The sequence below is a fragment of the Pseudomonas sp. Pseusp18 genome (assembly GCF_059506005.1).
Genome location: NZ_CP169240.1, coordinates 2,503,591 through 2,524,059, shown reverse-complemented (window position 1 = coordinate 2,524,059; position 20,469 = coordinate 2,503,591). Strand labels below are relative to the sequence as shown.

18 protein-coding genes are annotated in these 20,469 nt (G+C 56.5%); 1 reads left to right on the top strand and 17 read right to left on the bottom strand.

The window, feature by feature from the left end; genetic code table 11:
- Positions 1–25: 25 nt before the first annotated feature.
- The 8 genes from ACEN9A_RS11440 to cysD all read right to left on the bottom strand — a co-directional run bounded on the left by ACEN9A_RS11440 (position 26) and on the right by cysD (position 9,144).
- Positions 26–1,420 carry an FAD/NAD(P)-binding protein gene (locus ACEN9A_RS11440; protein WP_413386637.1) on the bottom strand — a complete coding sequence of 465 codons (1,395 nt, stop codon included), beginning with the start codon at positions 1,418–1,420 and terminating at the stop codon, positions 26–28.
- A gap of 69 nt (positions 1,421–1,489) precedes the next feature.
- Positions 1,490–1,954: a nuclear transport factor 2 family protein gene (locus ACEN9A_RS11435; protein WP_413386639.1), complete on the bottom strand. Its 465-nt coding sequence runs from the start codon at positions 1,952–1,954 to the stop codon at positions 1,490–1,492.
- Positions 1,951–2,427: a nuclear transport factor 2 family protein gene (locus tag ACEN9A_RS11430; protein ID WP_413386641.1), complete on the bottom strand. Its 477-nt coding sequence runs from the start codon at positions 2,425–2,427 to the stop codon at positions 1,951–1,953. The genes ACEN9A_RS11435 and ACEN9A_RS11430 overlap by 4 nt, the downstream gene beginning before the upstream one ends.
- A gap of 28 nt (positions 2,428–2,455) precedes the next feature.
- Positions 2,456–4,567, bottom strand: coding sequence for an oxidoreductase (locus ACEN9A_RS11425; protein WP_495688588.1), 2,112 nt, complete (start codon positions 4,565–4,567; stop codon positions 2,456–2,458).
- An 80-nt stretch (positions 4,568–4,647) separates the two neighbouring features.
- Complete coding sequence (locus ACEN9A_RS11420; protein WP_413386645.1) at positions 4,648–5,403, bottom strand: SDR family NAD(P)-dependent oxidoreductase; 756 nt, start codon at positions 5,401–5,403, stop codon at positions 4,648–4,650.
- 67 nt (positions 5,404–5,470) lie between these two features.
- Positions 5,471–6,202, bottom strand: a complete 732-nt coding sequence (locus ACEN9A_RS11415) for an SDR family NAD(P)-dependent oxidoreductase (RefSeq protein ID WP_413386647.1) — start codon at positions 6,200–6,202, stop codon at positions 5,471–5,473.
- 78 nt (positions 6,203–6,280) lie between these two features.
- Positions 6,281–8,185 (bottom strand): sulfate adenylyltransferase subunit CysN, encoded by a 1,905-nt coding sequence (cysN, locus tag ACEN9A_RS11410; protein ID WP_413386649.1) that lies wholly within the window; start codon positions 8,183–8,185, stop codon positions 6,281–6,283.
- Positions 8,185–9,144, bottom strand: coding sequence for a sulfate adenylyltransferase subunit CysD (gene cysD, locus ACEN9A_RS11405; RefSeq protein WP_413386651.1), 960 nt, complete (start codon positions 9,142–9,144; stop codon positions 8,185–8,187). The genes cysN and cysD overlap by 1 nt, the downstream gene beginning before the upstream one ends.
- A gap of 303 nt (positions 9,145–9,447) precedes the next feature.
- On the opposite strand from cysD, the gene ACEN9A_RS11400 reads away from it, so the two are divergent.
- Entirely contained in the window at positions 9,448–10,317 is an 870-nt protein-coding gene (locus tag ACEN9A_RS11400) for a VOC family protein (RefSeq protein ID WP_413386653.1), read from the top strand.
- A gap of 10 nt (positions 10,318–10,327) precedes the next feature.
- Here ACEN9A_RS11400 and ACEN9A_RS11395 read toward each other — a convergent pair whose 3' ends face one another.
- The 9 genes from ACEN9A_RS11395 to ACEN9A_RS11355 all read right to left on the bottom strand — a co-directional run bounded on the left by ACEN9A_RS11395 (position 10,328) and on the right by ACEN9A_RS11355 (position 20,382).
- Positions 10,328–11,560, bottom strand: coding sequence for an MFS transporter (locus tag ACEN9A_RS11395; RefSeq protein WP_413386655.1), 1,233 nt, complete (start codon positions 11,558–11,560; stop codon positions 10,328–10,330).
- Positions 11,557–11,961: a nuclear transport factor 2 family protein gene (locus tag ACEN9A_RS11390; RefSeq protein WP_413386657.1), complete on the bottom strand. Its 405-nt coding sequence runs from the start codon at positions 11,959–11,961 to the stop codon at positions 11,557–11,559. The genes ACEN9A_RS11395 and ACEN9A_RS11390 overlap by 4 nt, the downstream gene beginning before the upstream one ends.
- A gap of 28 nt (positions 11,962–11,989) precedes the next feature.
- Complete coding sequence (locus ACEN9A_RS11385) at positions 11,990–12,757, bottom strand: SDR family NAD(P)-dependent oxidoreductase (RefSeq protein ID WP_413386659.1); 768 nt, start codon at positions 12,755–12,757, stop codon at positions 11,990–11,992.
- 77 nt (positions 12,758–12,834) lie between these two features.
- Complete coding sequence (locus tag ACEN9A_RS11380) at positions 12,835–14,232, bottom strand: DUF1329 domain-containing protein (RefSeq protein WP_413386661.1); 1,398 nt, start codon at positions 14,230–14,232, stop codon at positions 12,835–12,837.
- 24 nt (positions 14,233–14,256) lie between these two features.
- Positions 14,257–15,804 carry a DUF1302 domain-containing protein gene (locus ACEN9A_RS11375; RefSeq protein WP_413386663.1) on the bottom strand — a complete coding sequence of 516 codons (1,548 nt, stop codon included), beginning with the start codon at positions 15,802–15,804 and terminating at the stop codon, positions 14,257–14,259.
- Between the two features lie 288 nt (positions 15,805–16,092).
- Complete coding sequence (locus ACEN9A_RS11370; protein ID WP_413386665.1) at positions 16,093–17,247, bottom strand: LLM class flavin-dependent oxidoreductase; 1,155 nt, start codon at positions 17,245–17,247, stop codon at positions 16,093–16,095.
- Between the two features lie 238 nt (positions 17,248–17,485).
- The gene (locus tag ACEN9A_RS11365) at positions 17,486–18,922 is read right to left on the bottom strand and encodes an NAD(P)(+) transhydrogenase (Re/Si-specific) subunit beta (RefSeq protein ID WP_042731840.1); all 1,437 of its coding nucleotides are present in this window, start codon (positions 18,920–18,922) and stop codon (positions 17,486–17,488) included.
- The gene (locus tag ACEN9A_RS11360; protein WP_003187010.1) at positions 18,922–19,245 is read right to left on the bottom strand and encodes an NAD(P) transhydrogenase subunit alpha part 2; all 324 of its coding nucleotides are present in this window, start codon (positions 19,243–19,245) and stop codon (positions 18,922–18,924) included. Before ACEN9A_RS11360 ends, ACEN9A_RS11365 begins: the two co-directional genes overlap by 1 nt.
- A 15-nt stretch (positions 19,246–19,260) precedes the next feature.
- Positions 19,261–20,382, bottom strand: coding sequence for a Re/Si-specific NAD(P)(+) transhydrogenase subunit alpha (locus ACEN9A_RS11355; RefSeq protein ID WP_413386668.1), 1,122 nt, complete (start codon positions 20,380–20,382; stop codon positions 19,261–19,263).
- Between the last annotated feature and the right edge of the window lie 87 nt (positions 20,383–20,469).

Here is a 20,469-nt window from a genome sequence, read left to right as displayed (position 1 = left end):
CGTGGCGCATCACCACTGCGAAACCTCACCCCATGCGGTGCGACCGCACTGCGTCAGCCACCAGTTTGCGAGCCAACTGCCACGCATGTTGGCGTAGTTCAGGAACCGCTGTCGCTTCCCAATAATCGGCCTTGAGCATCGGGCCGATGTAGCTCAACCATGGAAGTGATTTACCCTCGCAATCTTTCACCGCAAGACTTGAATCAACACGTAAACCCATTCCATCTGGATCGACACTGATCAGGCCATCGGCTTGCAGTTGTTTGATCAAACGGTCATCGACATGTCGCAAGTCTGAGTTTGGCCCGGTGCAGTTAATCAGCTGGGCCACCTCGATGTGTATGAGCCGATGACTTCCACGCAACTGTATACCTATACGTAATCCATGCTCACACGACTCAACCGTTTTGATGCGTCCCGCCATAGGCTCGAAACGACCATCGGCCACCGCCGCTTGGAATGATTGAAAAGAGCTCGGCGCCACTCGATGACGATGGACGTCCCAGTACGCCTGGGCATGACGAAGAAAACGTCTGCGCTCTGTGACGGAAAGACGCTTCCAGAGCGTTGCGGTATGAGGACGCAACATTACAAACACATCCCGCCAATTGACCCCATCCCTCTCCTCCAAATGAACCTGGCGCCGAATCTCTCTCATGTAGCAACGCACCGTCGCCGGTCCTTCCAGCATTCTCTGAATCAACTCATCATGAACATGAGTATTCACCGGGCACGTACGATGGGGTAGCGGCAACAGCCCTCGACGTGACAGTAAATAAATCGGCGCGTGAGGCGTTTGACGCTCAAGACTCAGCGCAACATCCATAGCGGTTAGACCGCTGCCCAATAAGAGCACGGACTGATTGGCGAAGTGTGACGCCTGCCCTTCAACGGCCCATGGATCGCGTTGATAACGACCAGTGTCCAGTTCCGTGCCAATTCCCTTGGGATCAAGCGGCGCAAAGTGCCCGAATGCCAGCACCACATGCGCAGCTTCGATCGACCGACCATCAGCCAACTCAACCAGAGCGCCTCGTGCGCGTGGTCGTAACGCCAAAGCTTCTCCCGCCAGGCAGGTCAATGTACTTCCCGATCGACATTGCTCCCGGGCACTGCCCAGAAGCGCAGCCAGATAATCGCCGTAACATTTGCGCGAGACGAAATCCGCAGCGTCGATCGAGGCATCATACTGCTGGCAGTAGCGTAGAAAATCCTGCGGATCATCGGCTAACGCACTCATATTGCCTGCAGGTACATTTAACCGATGATGCGGGCTACTGGTTCCATAGGCGATGCCCCGGGCCATGCCGGCAGTGCGGTTGACCATCACGACACGCAGGCCGACCGGACTATGTCGTAGTAGTTGAACCGCTGTGGCCGTACCACTGAAACCCGCGCCGATGATCACAATAGTCTGCATGGGAAGGCTCCGCGGTGGTGATCAAAACATGTTCGTTAAACGAATCGGAGCCACTGACTAGCGCCTGAATCAGCGCCCCTGAGACTCTACGAACAGTCGACTGATGCGGCAGGAATGGAGCTGCCAGCGCCCTGCGATGCGTCGATATTCATCGTGGTAGTGGCCATAACCCTGCAGGAATCTCAGCGGCGAGTCCGACTCTTCAGCCCAGTGCAAAACATCTTCCATCGCCCAGATACCAACCGCTGAATCCTGGCTGACTATCTCGATCTCAGGCATATGCCCGTGGTGCATCGTGGTTACGCCGGTCAATGCTTCACGCAAAAAGGCGATGATGTTCTCTCGGCCCTCGGAGAGAGCCTTGGGGTCGTGCTGGAGGCCGCTCGCATCTCGCATATCGAAGCGTGCGTCTTGCGTAAACAGATCAGCGAGCGCCAACCAATCCTGGCTATCAATACACCGGAAATAGCTGGCTTTCAGGCGTTTGATCTGCTCAATGGACAGCAGCTGGTCCAAGGTCTCGGCCGTGTTCATTTCGGTTCCTCGGGATCGGCGGATACAGGCTTGGTGAAATCGTCGAGCAAGGCCTCCTTGATGATCAGCGGGTTCACGTACTCACGCCAATAAACAATCTTGTCATCAGCAAATCGAAAGATACTCAGGTAGGTGTTCGAATACGGTCTGCTGGTGGGATGGTAAAAACTATGGGAGCTATATTCAGCGATCAACGTATTGGGTTCGAGCAAATCATGTATCGATTCGATCTCATACGCGTAGGGGTCAAAAGGTGCCATACCGCGCTCGATTAGCGTGCGCAATGCCCGATTGCCCACCAGAGTCGACGGCATATTCGGCACCGGTCGATAAGGCCACTCTTGTAACAGGTCCGGCGCCAGGCACGCCTCGAACTCGTCGAACTCCTTTCGTCCAAGGTGACCCAACATACGTACGAACAACGCTTTGTTTTTATCGCGAACGGCTTGATCGCTTGAAGGCGAGATGCTCATCGTTCAACTCCCAAATATTGGCAAAACCTCAGAGTGCTCGGCCGACGGCGTTGCCCGTACGGATCGCACCCTCGATATAACCCAGCTCCTGAGCATCGCCGATGCAGTGCACGTGAGCACACTCGGCTTCAAGGCTCCTGAACAACTTTTCTCCACTCGGCTTGGCGCCCAGCGCCATGATGACGGTATCGGCCTTACGCGATTGCACCTGTCCAGTGGCCGTGCGGTAAACCACCCGATCAGTTTTGATCTCAAGCAGATCGCTGGAGGACAGAAGCGTTACTTTCAGCTTGCGGAGGGTATCCATCAGGCGCCAGCGGCGAACCATCATCAGCTCTTTACCGAAGCTCAAACCTGGCTCGATGACCGTGACCTTGCGTCCACGTTCGGCGAGGAACTCGGCCAGCTCGACACCCACCAACCCGCCGCCGTAAATCACCACATGTTTGCCAAGCGGTAGCCAGTACTCGCTCATATGGCTGATGGTTGCCGCGTTATTGAGAAAGCCCAAAGTTCTACCGGCAGTGATCAGTAAACGAACATAGGACGGCAGCTTGCGGGCGAGTTCCGGTCCGTACTGACCGGTTACCATGGCGCGCATTTCATCGCCGCTGAACACATGGGGTAATTTGGATCCGGGTAAATCGATCAAGCTGCGGGTGGCGCCTGTTGCGACTACCACAGCATCTGGCTGCACCTGCCTGACCAACTCAGGGGTGACGGTGCAATTCAGATGCACCGACACTTTAAGTTCGTTCATCTGCCGGACAAGGTACTCGATCAGTTTGCCGTTTTCCGGATAGACAATGGACGAGAAGAACACGGTTCCGCCAAGACGTTTGGAGGCCTCATACAGCTGTACCTCGTGTCCTCGCAACGCTGCGACACGCGCCACTTCCATACCGGCCGGGCCGCCACCCACCACCAGTATCCGCTTGCGCGAGCCCTCGATGGGCATGATAGGTGCGGTGTTTTCAAAGCCGGTCTGGGCATTGACCGCGCAGCGCACATGGGTCCCCAGAAATATCTGGCTGATGCAGGTGTAGCAATAGATACACGGGCGAACCAGTTCCGGGCGATTGAGTGCGAGTTTGTTCGGCAACTCAGGATCAGCCAAGAGTTTGCGCGCCATCGTGATGAAGTCCAGCTTACCTTCACCGATCAACCGATCACCGACTTCCGGTTCGATGCGCCCGGGGCAAATCACAGGAATGTTGACCGCTGCCTTGATTGCCTCGGCATTTTTGACGAAGTAGCCGGAAAAATGGGTGGCATGGCCTTCGGTGAAACTGATGCCCTTACTTTTATCAGCGTTCGCCGTCACATGGATCGCGTCGGCGCCAGCCTGCTCTCCAAGACGGGCCACTGCTATTGCATCTTCCAGGGTAATACCGTCATCCATCAGGAACTCTTGAGAGTCGAGGCGGAACCACACCGGGTATTCTGCGCCGACGGTGCCCTTGATCCGCTTGATGACCTCGATCAGCAGCCGCGCGCGATTTTCCAACGAACCACCCCAGCGGTCATCGCGCTTGTTACTCGAAGGAGACAAAAAACCAGACAGCAAGTAACCATGCCCGGCGTGGATCTCAACACCGTCCATGCCAGCAGCCTTGGCGCGCCGCGCAGCCTGGGCGAAACAGTCAATTACCCACTCCAGGTCTTCCTCAGTGGCCACCTGATGACTGATCACCACACCGGGCTTGAAAAAGGCTTCGAACATCTCCTTGTTTTCTTCCGGGGTCAAATCAACAGGCCAGTCAAACGCTTTGTCTGTCGGTATCGATGGCACCAGCAAGGGCAATCCGCGCAACGGCTCATTCACTGCGATGGCGCCGGCATGCTGCAACTGCATGGCGATTTTTCCACCATGAGCATGCACCGCCTCGGCCACGGCCTTGAGTCCTGGAATGAAGTGGTCCTCGGAGACTGCCACCTGCATTTGATTACCTGAACCACGCGGCCACGCCACACCTGTGGAACCCATGATGACCATCGCTGCACCACCTTTGGCACGCGCTTCGTAGTAACGCACGATGCGCTCGCCGCAGAACCCTTCAGGCTCTGCCAGGTTAGACCCCATTGGCGACATGATGATTCGGTTGCGCAGGGTCATAGACCCGATCGCCCCCGGGGACATGAGATGGCTAAAGCCACTGGACATATTGACGGACTCCACTTTTTTATAATTCTGATCGACTATCGCAGACGAATGCCCGTTCAGGACATGGTCTGTCCGCCATCGATGGAGAAGTCGATGCCGGTGACATAACGCGCCTCATCAGAAGCCAGGTAGGCGACAGCAGCAGCGATTTCCTCGGGCTCGGCAATGGCGGACAGCGGATACAGCTTGGCCATCAGTTTTTCATCGATGTCTTTCGGGAACTGGATCGTCGCGTGGATGTTGGTGTTCACCCCGCCCGGACAAATCGCATTGGCCCGAACCCCATCGGCGGCGAATTCAACGGCAATGCTGGTGGTCAACGCAACGACAGCCGCTTTGGACGCACAATAGGCTGCCAGATAAGCCTGGCCTTGCTTGGCCGAGGCTGAAGACATGTTGATGATATTGCCTTTACTGGCAACCAGCGCCGGAATCGCCGCTTGGGAAATGGCAAACACGCTGTCCAGGTTAATGGTCAGCATCCGCCGCCATTGGGTGTCGGTCATTTCCGTGAAGTGCCATCCACCGGCAATGCCGGCAATATTGCACAACACATCAAGGCGGTCGAAACGAGCCACCGCCCGTGCAACCATTTCCCGGCAACTTTGCATGTCGGTCGCGTCAAAGGCAAAACAGGTGACCTCGGTCCCATGAGCATCTCGCAGCTGTGTGGCGACAGACTCAAGGCCCGCCGCATTGATGTCTGCCAGCAGCAGTTTCGCGCCCTCTTGCGCCAGACGCATTGCACTGGCACGACCAATACCGGAGGCTGCCCCCGTCACAAGCGCTACTTTCCCGTTGAAACGTTGCATGTCTTGCTCCTCATCTTATTGTTATGGCCAGCTTGCAGCCCGCTACCACCGGCGCGTTGGGGCTGGATCAATCGATTACCGAATAGCCACCGTCGACCACCAACGTATGACCGGTGATGTAACTGGCCGAAGGCGAACAAAGGAACATGATCGGCTCAGCCATTTCCTGCGGCTTGGCCCAACGTCCCAGAGGGGTTTTGTCACTGACAACCTTGGCCCAATAAGGATTGTCCGCATAGGTTGCGGTCATGCTGGTGGGCACCGAGCCTGCAGCAATGGCGTTGACGCGAATATTTTCCTTCGCCCAGGCCACCGCCAGGGTTTTCGTCAGTTGCACGACCCCAGCCTTCGCGGCGCCATAACCGGGCAGATGCGGACTGCCAAAATAGGACATCATCGAGGCGATGTTGATGATGCTGGCGCCCCCGACAAGCACGCTTTTACTCAGCGTATGGCGCAACGCTGCGCTCAACTCGTAGACAGCATTCAGATTGACTTGAACGGCCTCAGCAAAATCAGCGTCGGGCATGATGTGCCCGGCGTTATTGATCAGGATATCGACAGACTTGACCGAACGCGCAAAGTCCGCAATTGAGTCTTTGTTATTCAACTGCAAACAGTGGTAATCAAGCCCCCCCAAATCCACATCCGAATACTCGCCCATCGCCGCACGTTGTCCGGTAATGGTCACCTTCGCACCGGCAGTCAGAAATGACCTGGCAGTTGCCAGACCGATGCCGCTGGTGCCGCCTGTGACAATGACATTCAACTGGCTAAAGTCGAAGACGATTCCACTCATCCACAATTCTCCATCTGCGTGATCGACACTGCCCAGATAGGTCCGAAGACTTTTCCAGGCAGTTCAGGCTCGACGCACTTAGGTCAGGATGCCCATGGTGCGCAGGTGTTCGACAATACGCTCCGCCGCATCTTCGGGCGATAGTGAGGTGGTGTCGATACGCAGCTCGGGATTCTGTGGCGCTTCATACGGCGAGTCGATACCGGTGAAGTTCTTCAGGTCGCCACGCCGTGCTTTCTTGTACAAACCTTTCGGATCACGCTCTTCAGCGACTCCCAAAGGCGTGTCGACGAACACTTCGCAGAATTCGCCTTCCTGCATCAGACTACGGGCCATATCACGTTCAGTTCGGAACGGCGAGATGAACGAAACCAGCGTGATCAAACCGGCATCAAGCATCAGCTTCGAGACTTCGGCGACTCGACGGATGTTCTCCACTCGATCTGCCTCAGTGAAACCAAGATCTTTGTTCAAACCGTGCCGCACATTATCGCCGTCCAGCAAATACGTATGACGACCCAGCGCGTGCAGGCGTTTTTCTACGAAGTTGGCGATGGTCGACTTGCCGGCACCGGACAAACCAGTGAACCAGACCACTGCGGGGCGCTGCCCTTTAAGTTTCGCATGAGCGGCTTTGTTGACCTCGATGGCCTGCCAGTGAATATTCTGCGAACGGCGCAAGGCGAAGTGCAGCATCCCTGCGGCGACCGTCGTGTTGCTGGCCCGATCGATGATAATAAAACTGCCCATGTCACGGTTTTCGGTGTAGGGGTCAAACGCCACGGCCTGATCCAGGCTGAGGTTACACACACCGATTTCGTTGAGCTCGAGAGTCTTGGCCGCCAAGTGTTCAAGGGTGTTCACATTGACCTTGTACTTGGGCGACGCAATGGTCATGGTCACGGTCTTGGCGCCGATTTTCATCAGGTACTGACGCCCGGGTACCAATGCCTCATCACTCATCCAGACCAGGTTGGCTTCAAACTGGTCAGCCACCGCAGCCGGCGAGTCGACCGTAACGATGGCATCGCCGCGGCTGATATCGACTTCATCCGCCAAGGTCAGAGTAATTGACTGTCCCGCCACAGCTATCGGCAAATCACCGGTGTAAGTGACGATACGTTTGACCGTACTCTCACGGCCCGATGGCAGGACACGAATCCGGTCGCCTGGTTTGATCGCGCCGCCGAGGATACGCCCCGAGAAACCACGGAAATCCAGATTAGGGCGGTTGACCCATTGCACAGGCATACGGAAAGGACCACGAATCAACAGATCATTGTCGATCTCGACCGTTTCCAGGTACTCCATCAGCGTCGGGCCGTCGTACCAAGGCGTCTTAGGGCTCTTGTCGATGATGTTGTCACCCTTGAGGGCCGACATCGGAATGGCCTGGAACTGTTCGATCCCTATCTGCTGGGCGAATGCGCGGTAGTCAGCGACGATCTCGTCGTAGCGCGCCTGCGAATAATCGACCATATCGAGTTTATTGATCGCCAGCACGACATGCCGGATACCGATCAACGACACCAGATAGCTGTGTCGGCGGCTCTGAGTCAGCACGCCACGACGGGCGTCGATCAAGATGACCGCCACATCGGCGGTCGAAGCACCGGTCACCATGTTGCGGGTGTATTGCTCGTGACCTGGGGTATCTGCAACGATGAATTTGCGGCGGTCGGTGGAGAAAAAACGGTACGCCACATCGATGGTGATGCCCTGCTCGCGCTCGGCGGCCAAGCCGTCTACCAACAATGCGAAATCCAGATCACCGCCTTGAGTGCCGACTTTCTTGGAATCGGCTTCCAGTGCAGAAAGTTGGTCTTCAAAGAGCATCTTCGACTCGTAAAGTAACCTACCGATTAGGGTACTTTTGCCGTCATCAACACTGCCGCAGGTAATGAAACGCAGCAAACTCTTGTGCTGGTGGGCGTGCAGGTACTGTTCAATATCTTCGCCAATCAGATCGGAAACGTGTGCCATTAGAAGTACCCCTCTTGTTTTTTCTTCTCCATCGAGCCGCTTGAGTCATGGTCGATCATACGACCCTGGCGCTCGGAGGTTTTAGCCAGGAGCATTTCCTGAATAATTTCCGGCAACGTCGCAGCAGTACTTTCGACAGCGCCAGTCAAGGGGTAGCAACCCAAGGTGCGAAAGCGCACGCTTTTCATCATCGGCGTTTCGCCTGGAAGCAACGGCATGCGATCGTCATCAACCATGATCAGCGTACCGTCACGCTCAACCACAGGACGCTCCTTGGCGAAGTACAGCGGTACCAGTTCGATATTTTCCAGATAGATGTATTGCCAGATATCCAGCTCGGTCCAGTTCGACAGAGGGAACACCCGAATGCTCTCGCCTTTGTTTTTGCGGGAGTTGTACAACCGCCAGAGCTCTGGACGCTGCATTTTCGGATCCCAGCGATGCTGGGCCGAGCGGAACGAGAAGATGCGTTCCTTGGCTCGTGATTTCTCTTCGTCACGGCGTGCCCCACCGAACGCGGCATCAAAGCCGTACTTGTCCAACGCTTGCTTGAGACCTTGGGTTTTCCAGATATCTGTGTGTAACGATGAACCGTGATCAAAAGGGTTAATGTTCTTTTCCACCCCTTCCGGATTGATATGTACCAACAAATCCATACCCAGCTTGTCCGCAGTTCTATCGCGGAACTCAATCATCTCGCGGAACTTCCACGTGGTGTCCACGTGAAGGAACTGGAACGGCGGTTTAGAGGGATAAAAAGCCTTCATTGCCAAATGCAGCATGACCGAGCTGTCTTTGCCAATGGAGTACAACATCACCGGATTTTCACTGTCCGACACCGCTTCGCGCATGATATCGATGCTTTCTGCTTCGAGACGTTGCAAGTGAGTCAGTGTTGCGCTTGGAAGCACGCGCGCTTGCGAATGCTCGGCCAATGGTTCTCTATTTTCGACGTTCATGCCCGAGCTCTCTCCTGGCTGATTTCTACTCACACCCCTCTCCGTCACAACCACCTGAGCAGCTCGCCGGCGAAGGGCCTTTGAATGGAAAGTACGGCAATGGAGCGCCTCATCCATCGTCCGTCCGGACTACTTTTGAGAGCGATTGAGTCGGGTATGCAGCGATAGGCTGAACGTTGTTTTGTTAGTCCAATTGGACGATGGCCGGAGAGCACGAAAGAGGGATTTTCGACGCGCGCGGGCAACTGACGTATCAACCGGCAGGCTACTCACCCTTAGCCTTGGTCAATTACGAGCAAAGCGATGAATATTCAGTTCAAGGCCAGAGGTTTATGCGTTCGAGACCTCAAACAAACCGTGCGTTTCTATGAAGCTGCCTTGGATTTCGCGCCGCAACTCTCACGGCGAATGCTGGACTTGGCATGCCTTCCAGGCAGCGGCGAGCTGCGCAATGCGCAGGGCCACCTTCAAAGCATCCGCGATCCTCAAGGTGTCGATTTGACGCTGGTTGAGTTCAACAACCCACACTCCTCAGGCACGCTGGAACGACGCCCTAACAATCAGTATGGCCTGACACATCTGGCATTCTGGGTGGCCGATATTGAGCGCAGTGCAGAGCGGATTGATGCCGCAGGTGGCAAGCCCCACCCACACACCCGTGCGTTTTTCCCCGAGGCGCAGGTCACCATGATGTATGCCACGGATCCGAATGGGGTACGTATCGAACTCATGCAACGCCCGGAACAAAATAACGGCTTCTCGCATTCAGGCATCTGCACTTCAGCAATAGAGCCCTCGCTCAATTTCTACTCGGAACTCAACTTTGCAGAAGCCGAACGTTTCGACTTGCAAAGCAAGTGGTTGGACACCATCAATGAGCTGGATGACGTTCGGCTCAGCGCGCAGATGATCCGAAACCTTCGAGGCGACACACTCGAGCTACTCCAGATTGATCATCCGCCCTGCTTCGGCGCACTCGAACGAGCACCGTTGGACAGTTACGGTTTTAACTTTCTGATCTTGACCGCTACTGATCTCACTCGCGCTGCCGACGCGATCAAGGCGAGAGGCGGTATGGTTCACTTTCGCGCACAGGATCATCGTAGTCTTTGCGGTTTGTCCTGCAGTGACCCGAACGGCGTACGCTTGGAGATACTCAGGCGTACGCCGTAATCATTGTGATTCAGCTGACCGAGGACGACGACACTTCGGCAGCAGCTGTCGACGATTGATCTTTCCATCTACCCCGCAACAGAGTGAGCAACGCAAAAATCGTCAGCAGTATGCCGATCCCAAACACCGCCACATGACGCCCAAGCAATGCAGCTAAAGGCGCCATCAGTAATGGATTGAGGAAGCTGCCAAAGAACAGCGCGCTGTACATGACGCCAACGGCTCGTCCACGCTGGCTTTCGCTCGCACGGTCTAACACCAGATTGACAAGATGTGGGGTCAAGACACCAGCTCCCAGCCCGGTCATGGCACATCCCAGACCGGCTAACCATGCCCCACGGGACAAGCCCAACACCATATGACCAATCGAAAGCGCAATAAGCCCGAGAAAAAACACGTAACGAGAACCCAAACGGCTCCGCAGAAAACCGTACCCGGAGGCTCCCAGCGTGTTGGCGAGCGCTGACATCGCTAGCACCAGTGCCAGGATCGTCGGCTTGGACACCCCACTGTCCGCCAGCAGAAACGACGTTTGTGTACTGCTGGTGAATACGGCGGCGAACAACGGGATGAAGCCCAGATACAGCGGCATCAAACTGCGTACCGAGCTCTTTTCTTTACTTTTATAGCCCATGGCGACGGAGGCTGGAGCGCGCTCCGTGATCACCAACATGGACAACAGCAGCAACGGCACACCGAGCAAGTAGAAGCTAAAGGGCAATCTCCAGCCCGCCATTTGGCCTAGGAATCCAGCCAATAGCATCGACAACAAACCCATCAGCGCACCGCACGCTGACTGATAGCCTACTATTCGATTCCGCGCCTGGGCATCGAAGTTCTCGCCGATCAATACCAGTGTGGACGTCCCCAATCCCGCCGCTGATATCCCCAGAAAAAAGCGACTCAGCAATAAGCTCCAGGCGCTGTCCAGATACAGACCTGCCGACCCGGTAAGCGCATAGATCCCGGCACAGACAATCAGTAAAAGTCTCGCTCCTAGCCGGTCAACCAACCACCCCGTCAGTGGGCCGCCAAACATCAAACCGATGCTTGGAACCATCATTACCAACTGCGCCATCAACGCCGCCTCGCCAGGTTCTCCTCCCAGGTAGTCAGCCAGCTCAGGTAATACCGGACTCACAGCGGTGTACAACAAGGCCATCGCCGGTGCACTGGCCAGCAAAACAGGCATGGCCCAACGCAGAGCCCCGGTCGAATGCGATTGAGTCGTGGAGTTGTTCATTTCAGCACATCTCCCGCGCGCACATTGGCTTGACTCCAAATCGCAACCAACGAACCAAACCGCCCTTGCTCATCAAAACGAGCGATATCCAGCGTATCGACCTCAAAAGGTGGATCGACACGATCGCAGATGGCTGTAAAGGCGCAGGCAGCGTGCTCATTATGAATGCGCACTTGACCCTCAGGTTCGAAGCGGATGCGCCCACCAACTCCATTGAAGCTGCGCTGAAAGAAATCACGGATCGCTGCATGCCCGCGATACTCAGTTCCTATTGGATCCTCTAATAACGCCTCCGGAGCAAACAACGATACGACACCCTCAACATCCCCCTCACTCAGGCAAAAAGCATAACGCTCGAACATCTGACGAATATGCTCGACACTTGGAATTACCTTGGTCATGGCTGGCCCCTAAGAATCATTGGATGATCTACCCCACCACCGAATACCCGCCATCGACCGGAAGTGTTTGCCCAGTAATAAATGCAGCAGCGGAGCTGGTTAGAAAGAGAACGGCACCGGCGATATCTACCGGTTGGGCGACCCGTTTGAGCGGCGTTCGCTGCATGAACGGCTCAAGTGCTAGATCATTGGCGATGTGTTTCGCCGTCATGCGGGTCTCGGTCAGACCCGCCGCTACTGCATTGACTCGGATCCCCTGCCCAGCCCAGGCGATGGCCAGGGTTTTGCTCAGTTGCACCAGCCCTGCCTTGGCCGCGCCGTAACCCGGGACGGCAGGGTTGCCAAAAAACGATGTGATCGAGGCAATGCTGATCACGCTTGCACCTCCCGGCAGCGAACTCACAGCCAGCTTTGGGTGCAGAGCCTGCGCCATGCGATAGAAGCTCGACAGATTGATCTGCAACGCGCGCTCGAAAAGATCAGGTTCGAATTCCTTACCGCCGTCACCGGACAGGGCCACCCCCGCGCAATGCACCAGGATGTCGAGCTGCGGCAGAGCACACGCAACGTTTTCTATTTGATCGTTATCAAGCAGGCTGAGGGGCAGATAGCGATAGCCGCTCAGATCTTCTGGATAGTCGGTCGCTGCAGCACGCGTTCCGGTCACACACACGCGCGCGCCTGCGCGGTGGTAAGCCGCAGCGATCACGGCGCCGATACCACTGGTTCCACCTGTCACCAATACATGCCGACCGCGATAATCGAAGGTCAGGTCCGGCCAGTCGATACGATTCATCACTGATGACACTCCCATGATGCAAATGCCCCGGACTGGCCGGGGCACCTTCGGGCTAACTGTTCGGCAAACGCTCGTTAACGACCGGCGCGAGCAGCCGCTTCTGGCGTGAACATGGCTGGTGTCATCCCACCTTCGTTGAGTTTTGGTGCACCACGCCCCATGGTCATGCGATCGACCAGATAGGCACCGGAAACCAGATCATGATGCCCCACCACACCGTAGTAGTAGCCTTGGATCTCATAGGCGTATAGCCAGTTGGTCAACACCGTACGCCATAGTTGACCACGGCTGTCGTACTCGTCCGCCATGACTCCCGACCACGTATCCTCATTGATGTAAATCACACGCTTGGCATACTGATGCCGAAAACCAGGCTTGAGATTACCTTCCAGCACCCAGACTCGATGCTTCTCAAAGCGCATCTTGTCGGTGTTGATATGACCTTTATTCCTGAGCAACTCGTCCGTCGTCACATCGCTTTGGTGGATACGATAACTGTTCCAAGGAATGTAGATTTCACGCTTACCTGCGATTTTCCAGTCATACCGTTCTGGCGACCCGTTAAACAGATGATCATCGTCTACCGTGCGGAAACCACCCGGCCCTTGTGGCATATCGAAGCCGAAGGAAGGTAACTGGCGCACACGGCGGGTGCCGGGGTTGTATTGATAAGCGTCCCGAGGACGCTTGGCATAGTTGAAGTAGTCGCCCGCCACCAATACCGAGCCCTTGTCGCGCTGTGGGAGAAGGGTTTTAACGAAGCACCAGGAGTTCACACCTCCGTAAGGACTTTCATTCGAGTCAGTGCTCCTTCGCACGTTCGGCTCACCTCGTGGCGACAGGCAGCGCATGTCCACCTCCCCCCATGCGGTGTTGCCGTCGGGATAAACAACGGCTTGCTGCTGGATCGACGATTCGGTCCACGGCTGCAAAGAGGTGTTGTTGAAGTTCCAGAACAGTTCCAGCCCGGTCTTTGGAATAGGGAACGGAGGCGCTCCGGTGGTTGCGATGAAACCCTCGCCGTTGTCGACCATTTCTGCTTGCGTCGCGTTCTTTTCGGCTGTCTCACACACCCAGTCCGGATAGCGGAAATCACGATGACTGGCGTAGACCGGGATCTTGAAGGTCTCTGGGTATTTTTTCAGCAGTGCCTGCTGGCCTGCCGTCAGGTTGTCAGCATACTGAGCCATGTTCTGCGCAGTGATGATGAACTGTGGTTTTTCGTCCGCGTAAGGATCAGGCCAATAGTGGCCCGTCCCTGGGAATTTGAGTTGTGGTGGAACCCCCAACCATTTGCCGGAAAAAGCTGGAATCGACCCATCGGCATTGCCTTGTTTCTCGGCCCCGACGCACGTCAAGTCGCCCTTCAATTTGGCAGCTTCATCGGCAGAAACTTTTGCCCAAACCGGATGCGCCAACGCAAAACTCAAACCAACAGCGACCACTGCGGTACGAAGAACATTAATCGTCATCGTAAATCTCCTGTTCTTGTCTTGTTACAGGTCGTATTTGACGTTGAAGGAGACGAAGTCTCTATCGGCCAGAGGACGCTCCACCGGGTCTGGCGAGCCGAGGAAAGCGTTATACGTCAGCCCGACTTCCAGGTTGCTCAAGTATTTGAACTTGGCGCCGATGCTGGCTCGGGCATCACCATCACCGCCAAACCCGAAGGTCCCCACTGAAGACTGATTGAACTGCCGACCATAGCTGACCGGAACTGACATGTCCCAGCCACTGAAAACATCGGGATAAGTCATAGTCGCGGTCATTTGGCCCATCTGAGCGCTACGATCCCCCGCCAACTTGCCTTCGTCTATGTCATTGACGTGCAAGGCGCCGATTTCAGCTACCAGCGTGGTTTGCGGGGCAATCCAGCTCGCGCCCCAGGTCCTGATCGTCGAGATCTGCGCTTGACTTGCAGAACCGCGAGAGACACCAACGGTAGTGCTGGCGAGAGGCAAGCCATCTTTGTAACTGACCTCGCCCGACACCTGCCAATCACCGATACGGGTGGAGATACTGGCCCCGGTCAAATCAATGTCTTCAAAGTATTTGACGGTGTAGGTGCCCGCAGTCGGGTTTATCAGAACACTCGGCAGTCGGTCGTGGTAACGCAGCCGATAAACGCCCACCTGGGTGTTCGGTGTCAACATATAACGCACACCAAGGCCCCATTGCCCGCTGTCACGTGCGTCCTCATCACCGGTCCGAGTGAGCTTGCCAACGCTGGCCAGATCACCCTCCGAAAAACGGATGTACCGTGCACCCGCGCCCACTACATCGGTGGTGGAAAAGTAATCCCCCACCGGTGACAGTTCGTACGGATGACTCTTGAATTGGTAATAGCTGAGCAGCGTCCAGTCATTGAAGGAAAAGCTACCGGCGATCTGGCTTTCCGGGAGCAGTATTTCCTTAACTTCGGTTCCTGGCACGTTGGCTTTGGTCGCATCCACCGGCCCCTGCACCGCAGAAATACCGGAGATGAACAAACTCTCACCCCACGCGACCACCTGATTACCGACTCGCAGATCGTAGAAGCCGCTATCACCTACTGCGCCACCCGTGTAGGCATAAGCATCAAGGAGGCGAGTACGCGATCCGCTGCGGTCTTCGGCTTGGGATGAAAAGTGGTCTGCCGGACCAAACTTGTTGATCGTGTCTGGCGAGTTGTTGTCGTTCGAGGTGTTGTAAGCGAAGTCGTAAAAAGTCGAGCCACGCAGCATGACGCCGGTGCCATCCTTGGAAATATTCATTTCACCGATGGCGCTGATGCGATTGTTGACGATGCTTCCTCGCTTGAAATTGCGATCGCCGTCATCGCCGTTGATGTTGTTGCTGATCAGGTCGTTCGATTGCTTTTCAGCACGGACATTCAAGCCATAATTGAAGGTCGCGAGGTAGTCGACATTGATGCCGTCACCCAATTGGAAGTTCCCGGCATGTGCCGAGGAAGTGCCCATTGCGACAAAGACACACGTCACCATGTTCAGCTTTAAACGCAGCCGTGGACTGCCAGCGTTCGCCTTGCAATTTCTAGCATTCATTTGAGTTTCGCCTCCGGGACAGTATTGAATTTATTTTTCGCCCTGGAACGCTTGCCAGCGACTTACCATGCTGACAAAGCCCCTGTGAGTGATGCGTTCCGACCTGTCCTCCGGACGTTCAGCGCTTCCTTATCAGCAGGTGCCGTTACTATTGCTTTGCAAAAATACCCTCACATCCTTCATTTGGACGAGGGCGGTAAATACCTCAACTTTATCCGCGCGCCTCTCAAAACACGCACCCCAGAAAGCAACGTTGCTCCCACCAGAGCAACGTCCATACGCCTTTGCTCAGGCCTCTACAGCAGCTTCCCGGCCTTTGACCAATGCGTTGCGAAAATAAGGGATGACATGCTCGCCGATATTGCGAATGGTCTCCAGTTGAGCCTCCTGCGGAATAGTCCCCATCTGGCAAATAAACAGAATTTCATCCGCGCCGGCATCCACGAGCCGTTGAACATAACCAATACAGTCGGCAACCGTGCCATACGCGTGATTGGGGTTGAGCAACTCCAGGGAGGGATCACTAAAATCCACCGATACTTTTTCGGATCCCCAAGAAGTATTGAGCACAGCTTGCCCGCTACCCGTGGTGGTGACGTCCTCGTCCCACTTCGACGGATCAGGCTTTTCCCCTCCCGTGTACCAGTGAGCCAGAGACTCGAGGAAATAGCGCTGCCCACGTATCCCGATCTTGCGGGCTGCCTGCCCGTCCTGCATGACGATAGCAGGGCAAAGGGCCGCCAGATGCTCGGTTGGGCGAAAGCCTACTTGATCCTCGGCCTTGCGCTTGGCAAATGCTTCTCGGTAGGTCGCATTTTTCTTCGCGACTTCATCAGGGCCACCGAACCCGAGGACAAGCGCACCAAGGCCGCGCCCTCCTGCGGTCGCGAGACTGGTCGCGTTGGTACAGGCCATATACATCGGAGGGTGCGGGAATTGGTAAGGCTTGGGATGGATAGGGCGGCGTGGAATCTTCACGAATTCGCCGTCATGCTCGATCTCGTCCTGAACAAACATTTTCGGGATCAAGTACATCATTTCGTCGATTTGCGGCTGCAGCTTCGTCAGGTCATAACCGAAGGTGCCTGCCTCTTGCTGCGTGCCCCCTTTCCCCATGCCGAAATGGACACGCCCTTTGGATAACAGGTCGAGCGTAGAAATTCGTTCAGCGATCTTTACCGGGTGGTTCATCGCCGGAGGCAAGCACACCACACCGTGACCAATACCAATGCGCTCGGTCTTGCCGGCGAGAAATGCCAGCAACGTTTCCGGTGCACTCGAATGCGAATAGTTGCTCAGGGCGGTGTGTTCTACTGCCCATACCACGTCAAAACCGAGCTTGTCGGCAAGCACTACTTGCTCGACAGTGTCGTCAAAAACCTTGCGATCACCTTCGCGCGAAGAGTCTGTGGTTTGTGCTTCATAAATCAACGAAAACTTCATGGCTTTTCTCCTTATCGCTGGGCTCTACCTGTAGCGTCACAACCGCTTTGTGGGGTCGTCGCTCAGAAGTTGAGCCAAGTATGGATAGCGTTAAATCTTTCGCGCATCGTCTGACTGGAGTAGTCAACTCGGCCGAGTTGATGTTGATGGTTTTGCAGCACGCAGAGGGCATTTTTTGCCAAGCAATAGCCGCCCAACCGGTATTGGCCGGCGGGCGGCAGATGCTCTCGTAGAGGCCTTACTCGACGGCTTTGACCATGTCTTCGATGACCTTCTTGGCGTCACCGAAGACCATCATGGTCTTGTCGAGGTAGAACAGTTCGTTATCCAGGCCGGCGTAGCCGCTGGCCATGGAGCGCTTGTTGACGATGATGGTCTTGGCCTTGAAGGCCTCGAGGATCGGCATGCCGGCAATCGGCGATTTCGGATCGTTCTTCGCCGCCGGGTTGACCACGTCGTTGGCGCCGAGCACCAGCACCACATCGGCCTGGCCGAACTCGGAGTTGATGTCCTCCATCTCGAACACCTGGTCATAAGGCACTTCGGCCTCGGCCAGCAGTACGTTCATGTGCCCGGGCATGCGGCCCGCCACCGGGTGGATCGCGTATTTCACCGTTACGCCGTGGTGGGTCAGCTTCTCGGTCAGCTCTTTCAACGCGTGTTGTGCGCGTGCCACCGCCAGGCCGTAGCCCGGAACGATGATGACCGTGTCGGCGTTGGTCAGCAGGAACGTCGCATCGTCCGCCGAACCGGACTTCACCGGTCGGGCCTCTTGCGAACCGGCCGGGCCTGCCGCGTCGGCGCTGTTGCCGAAGCCGCCCAACAGCACGTTGAAGAACGAACGGTTCATCGCCTTGCACATGATGTACGACAGGATCGCACCGCTGGAGCCCACCAGGGAGCCGGCGATGATCAGCATCGAGTTGTTCAGCGAGAAGCCAATGCCCGCGGCTGCCCAACCCGAATAACTGTTGAGCATCGACACCACCACCGGCATGTCGGCGCCACCGATTGGGATGATGATCAACACGCCCAGCACGAACGCCAGGGCCAGCATCAAGGCGAATGCGCCGAGGTTGCCCGTGAACATGAAGGTCAGGCCCAGGCCCAGCGTGGCCAGGCCCAGGATCAGGTTGAGCTTGTGCTGGCCACCGAACTGTACGGGTGCGCCCTGGAACAGGCGGAACTTGTACTTGCCGGACAGCTTGCCGAAGGCGATCACCGAGCCGGAGAAGGTGATTGCACCAATTGCCGCGCCGAGGAACAGCTCCAGGCGGTTACCGGCCGGAATCGAATCGCCCAGTTGCTTGACGATGCCCAGCGATTGCGGCTCGACGACGGCGGCAATGGCGATAAACACCGCTGCCAGGCCGATCATGCTGTGCATGAAGGCGACCAGTTCCGGCATCTTGGTCATCTCGACGCGCTTGGCCATGATCGAGCCGGCGGTACCGCCGATCAGCAGGCCGACGATGACGTAGCCGATGCCGGCGGTTGCCAGCTCAGCGCCCAGCTTATAAATGAGGCCGACGGTGGTGAGGACCGCCAGCGCCATGCCGAGCATGCCGAACAGGTTGCCGCGACGGGACGTGGTCGGGTGCGACAGGCCTTTGAGGGCCTGGATGAAGCAGATCGACGCGATCAGGTAGAGCGTCGTTACCAGGTTCATGCTCATTACTTGGGCGCCTCTTCTTTTACGGCTTTCGGGGCTTTTTTCTTGAACATCTCAAGCATGCGGCGCGTCACCAGGAAGCCACCGAACACGTTCACGGCGGCCAGGGCCACAGCGAGGGTGCCCATGGTTTTGCCCAGGGGCGTGACGGTCAGCGCGGCGGCGAGCATGGCGCCGACGATCACGATGGCCGAAATGGCGTTGGTCACCGCCATCAATGGCGTGTGCAGCGCAGGTGTGACGTTCCAGACCACGTGGTAACCGACATAAATAGCCAGCACGAAGATGATCAGGTTGTAGATACCGGGGGAGATAAGCTCTTCCATTGTCTGAATCCCTGCTTAGGCGTTTTTGCGGATGACCTGGCCATCGCGGCACATCAGGCACGCGGCGACGATGTCGTCTTCCAGGTTCACGTCGAACTGACCTTCCTTGGTGAAGACCAGCTTCAGGAAGTCCAGCAGGTTGCGGGCATACAGCGCCGACGCGTCAGCGGCGACCTCACCGGCCAGGTTGGTCGGGCCGACGATGGTCACGCCATGCTCGACCACCACTTGATCGGCCACGGTCAGCGGGCAGTTGCCGCCCTGGGCTGCGGCGAGGTCGATGACCACCGAGCCGGGTTTCATCTGTGCCACGGTTTCGGCGCTCAGCAAGGTCGGTGCCTTGCGGCCGGGGATCAGCGCGGTGGTGATGACGATGTCGGCTTGCTTGGCGCGCTCGTGCACCGCCTGGGCCTGGCGCTGCATCCAGCTGGCGGGCATGGGGCGAGCGTAACCTCCGACGCCGACAGCGCATTCGCGCTCTTCATCGGTTTCATAAGGCACGTCGACAAACTTCGCGCCGAGGGATTCGATCTGTTCCTTCACCGCCGGGCGCACATCCGAAGCCTCGATCACTGCACCCAGGCGCTTAGCCGTGGCAATCGCCTGCAACCCGGCCACACCCGCGCCGAGAATCAGCACGCGCGCCGCTTTCACGGTACCCGCCGCGGTCATCAGCATCGGCATGAAGCGTGGGTAGTAGTGGGCAGCCAACAGCACGGCCTTGTAGCCGGCAATGTTCGCTTGAGATGACAGCACATCCAGGCTTTGCGCGCGCGAGGTGCGCGGCGCGGCCTCCAGGGCGAACGCGGTAATGCCGCACTCGGCCAGCTTGGCGATGGTTTCGTTGTTGAACGGGTTGAGCATGCCCACCAGAACGGTGCCGCGTTTGATCAACGTCAGTTCGCTGTCGTTGGGGGCGACCACCTTGAGAATCAGCTCGGCGCCGAATGCCTCGCTGGCGCTGCCTATGGTGGCGCCTGCTGCCTCGTAAGCACTGTCGATAACGCTGGCCTTGATGCCGGCGCCGCTCTGGACGGTGACTTTGTGGCCTTGGCCGATCAGCTTCTTGATGGTTTCCGGGGTAGCAGCAACCCGTGTTTCACCGGCGAGTGTCTCCCTCGGTATTGCGATATGCATAACGTCCTCGACTGAAAGTTAAATAGAGGGCACAAGGGCGCATCGACAACAAAGTTGTCGATGCGATGTACAACCAGAAAATGTTGT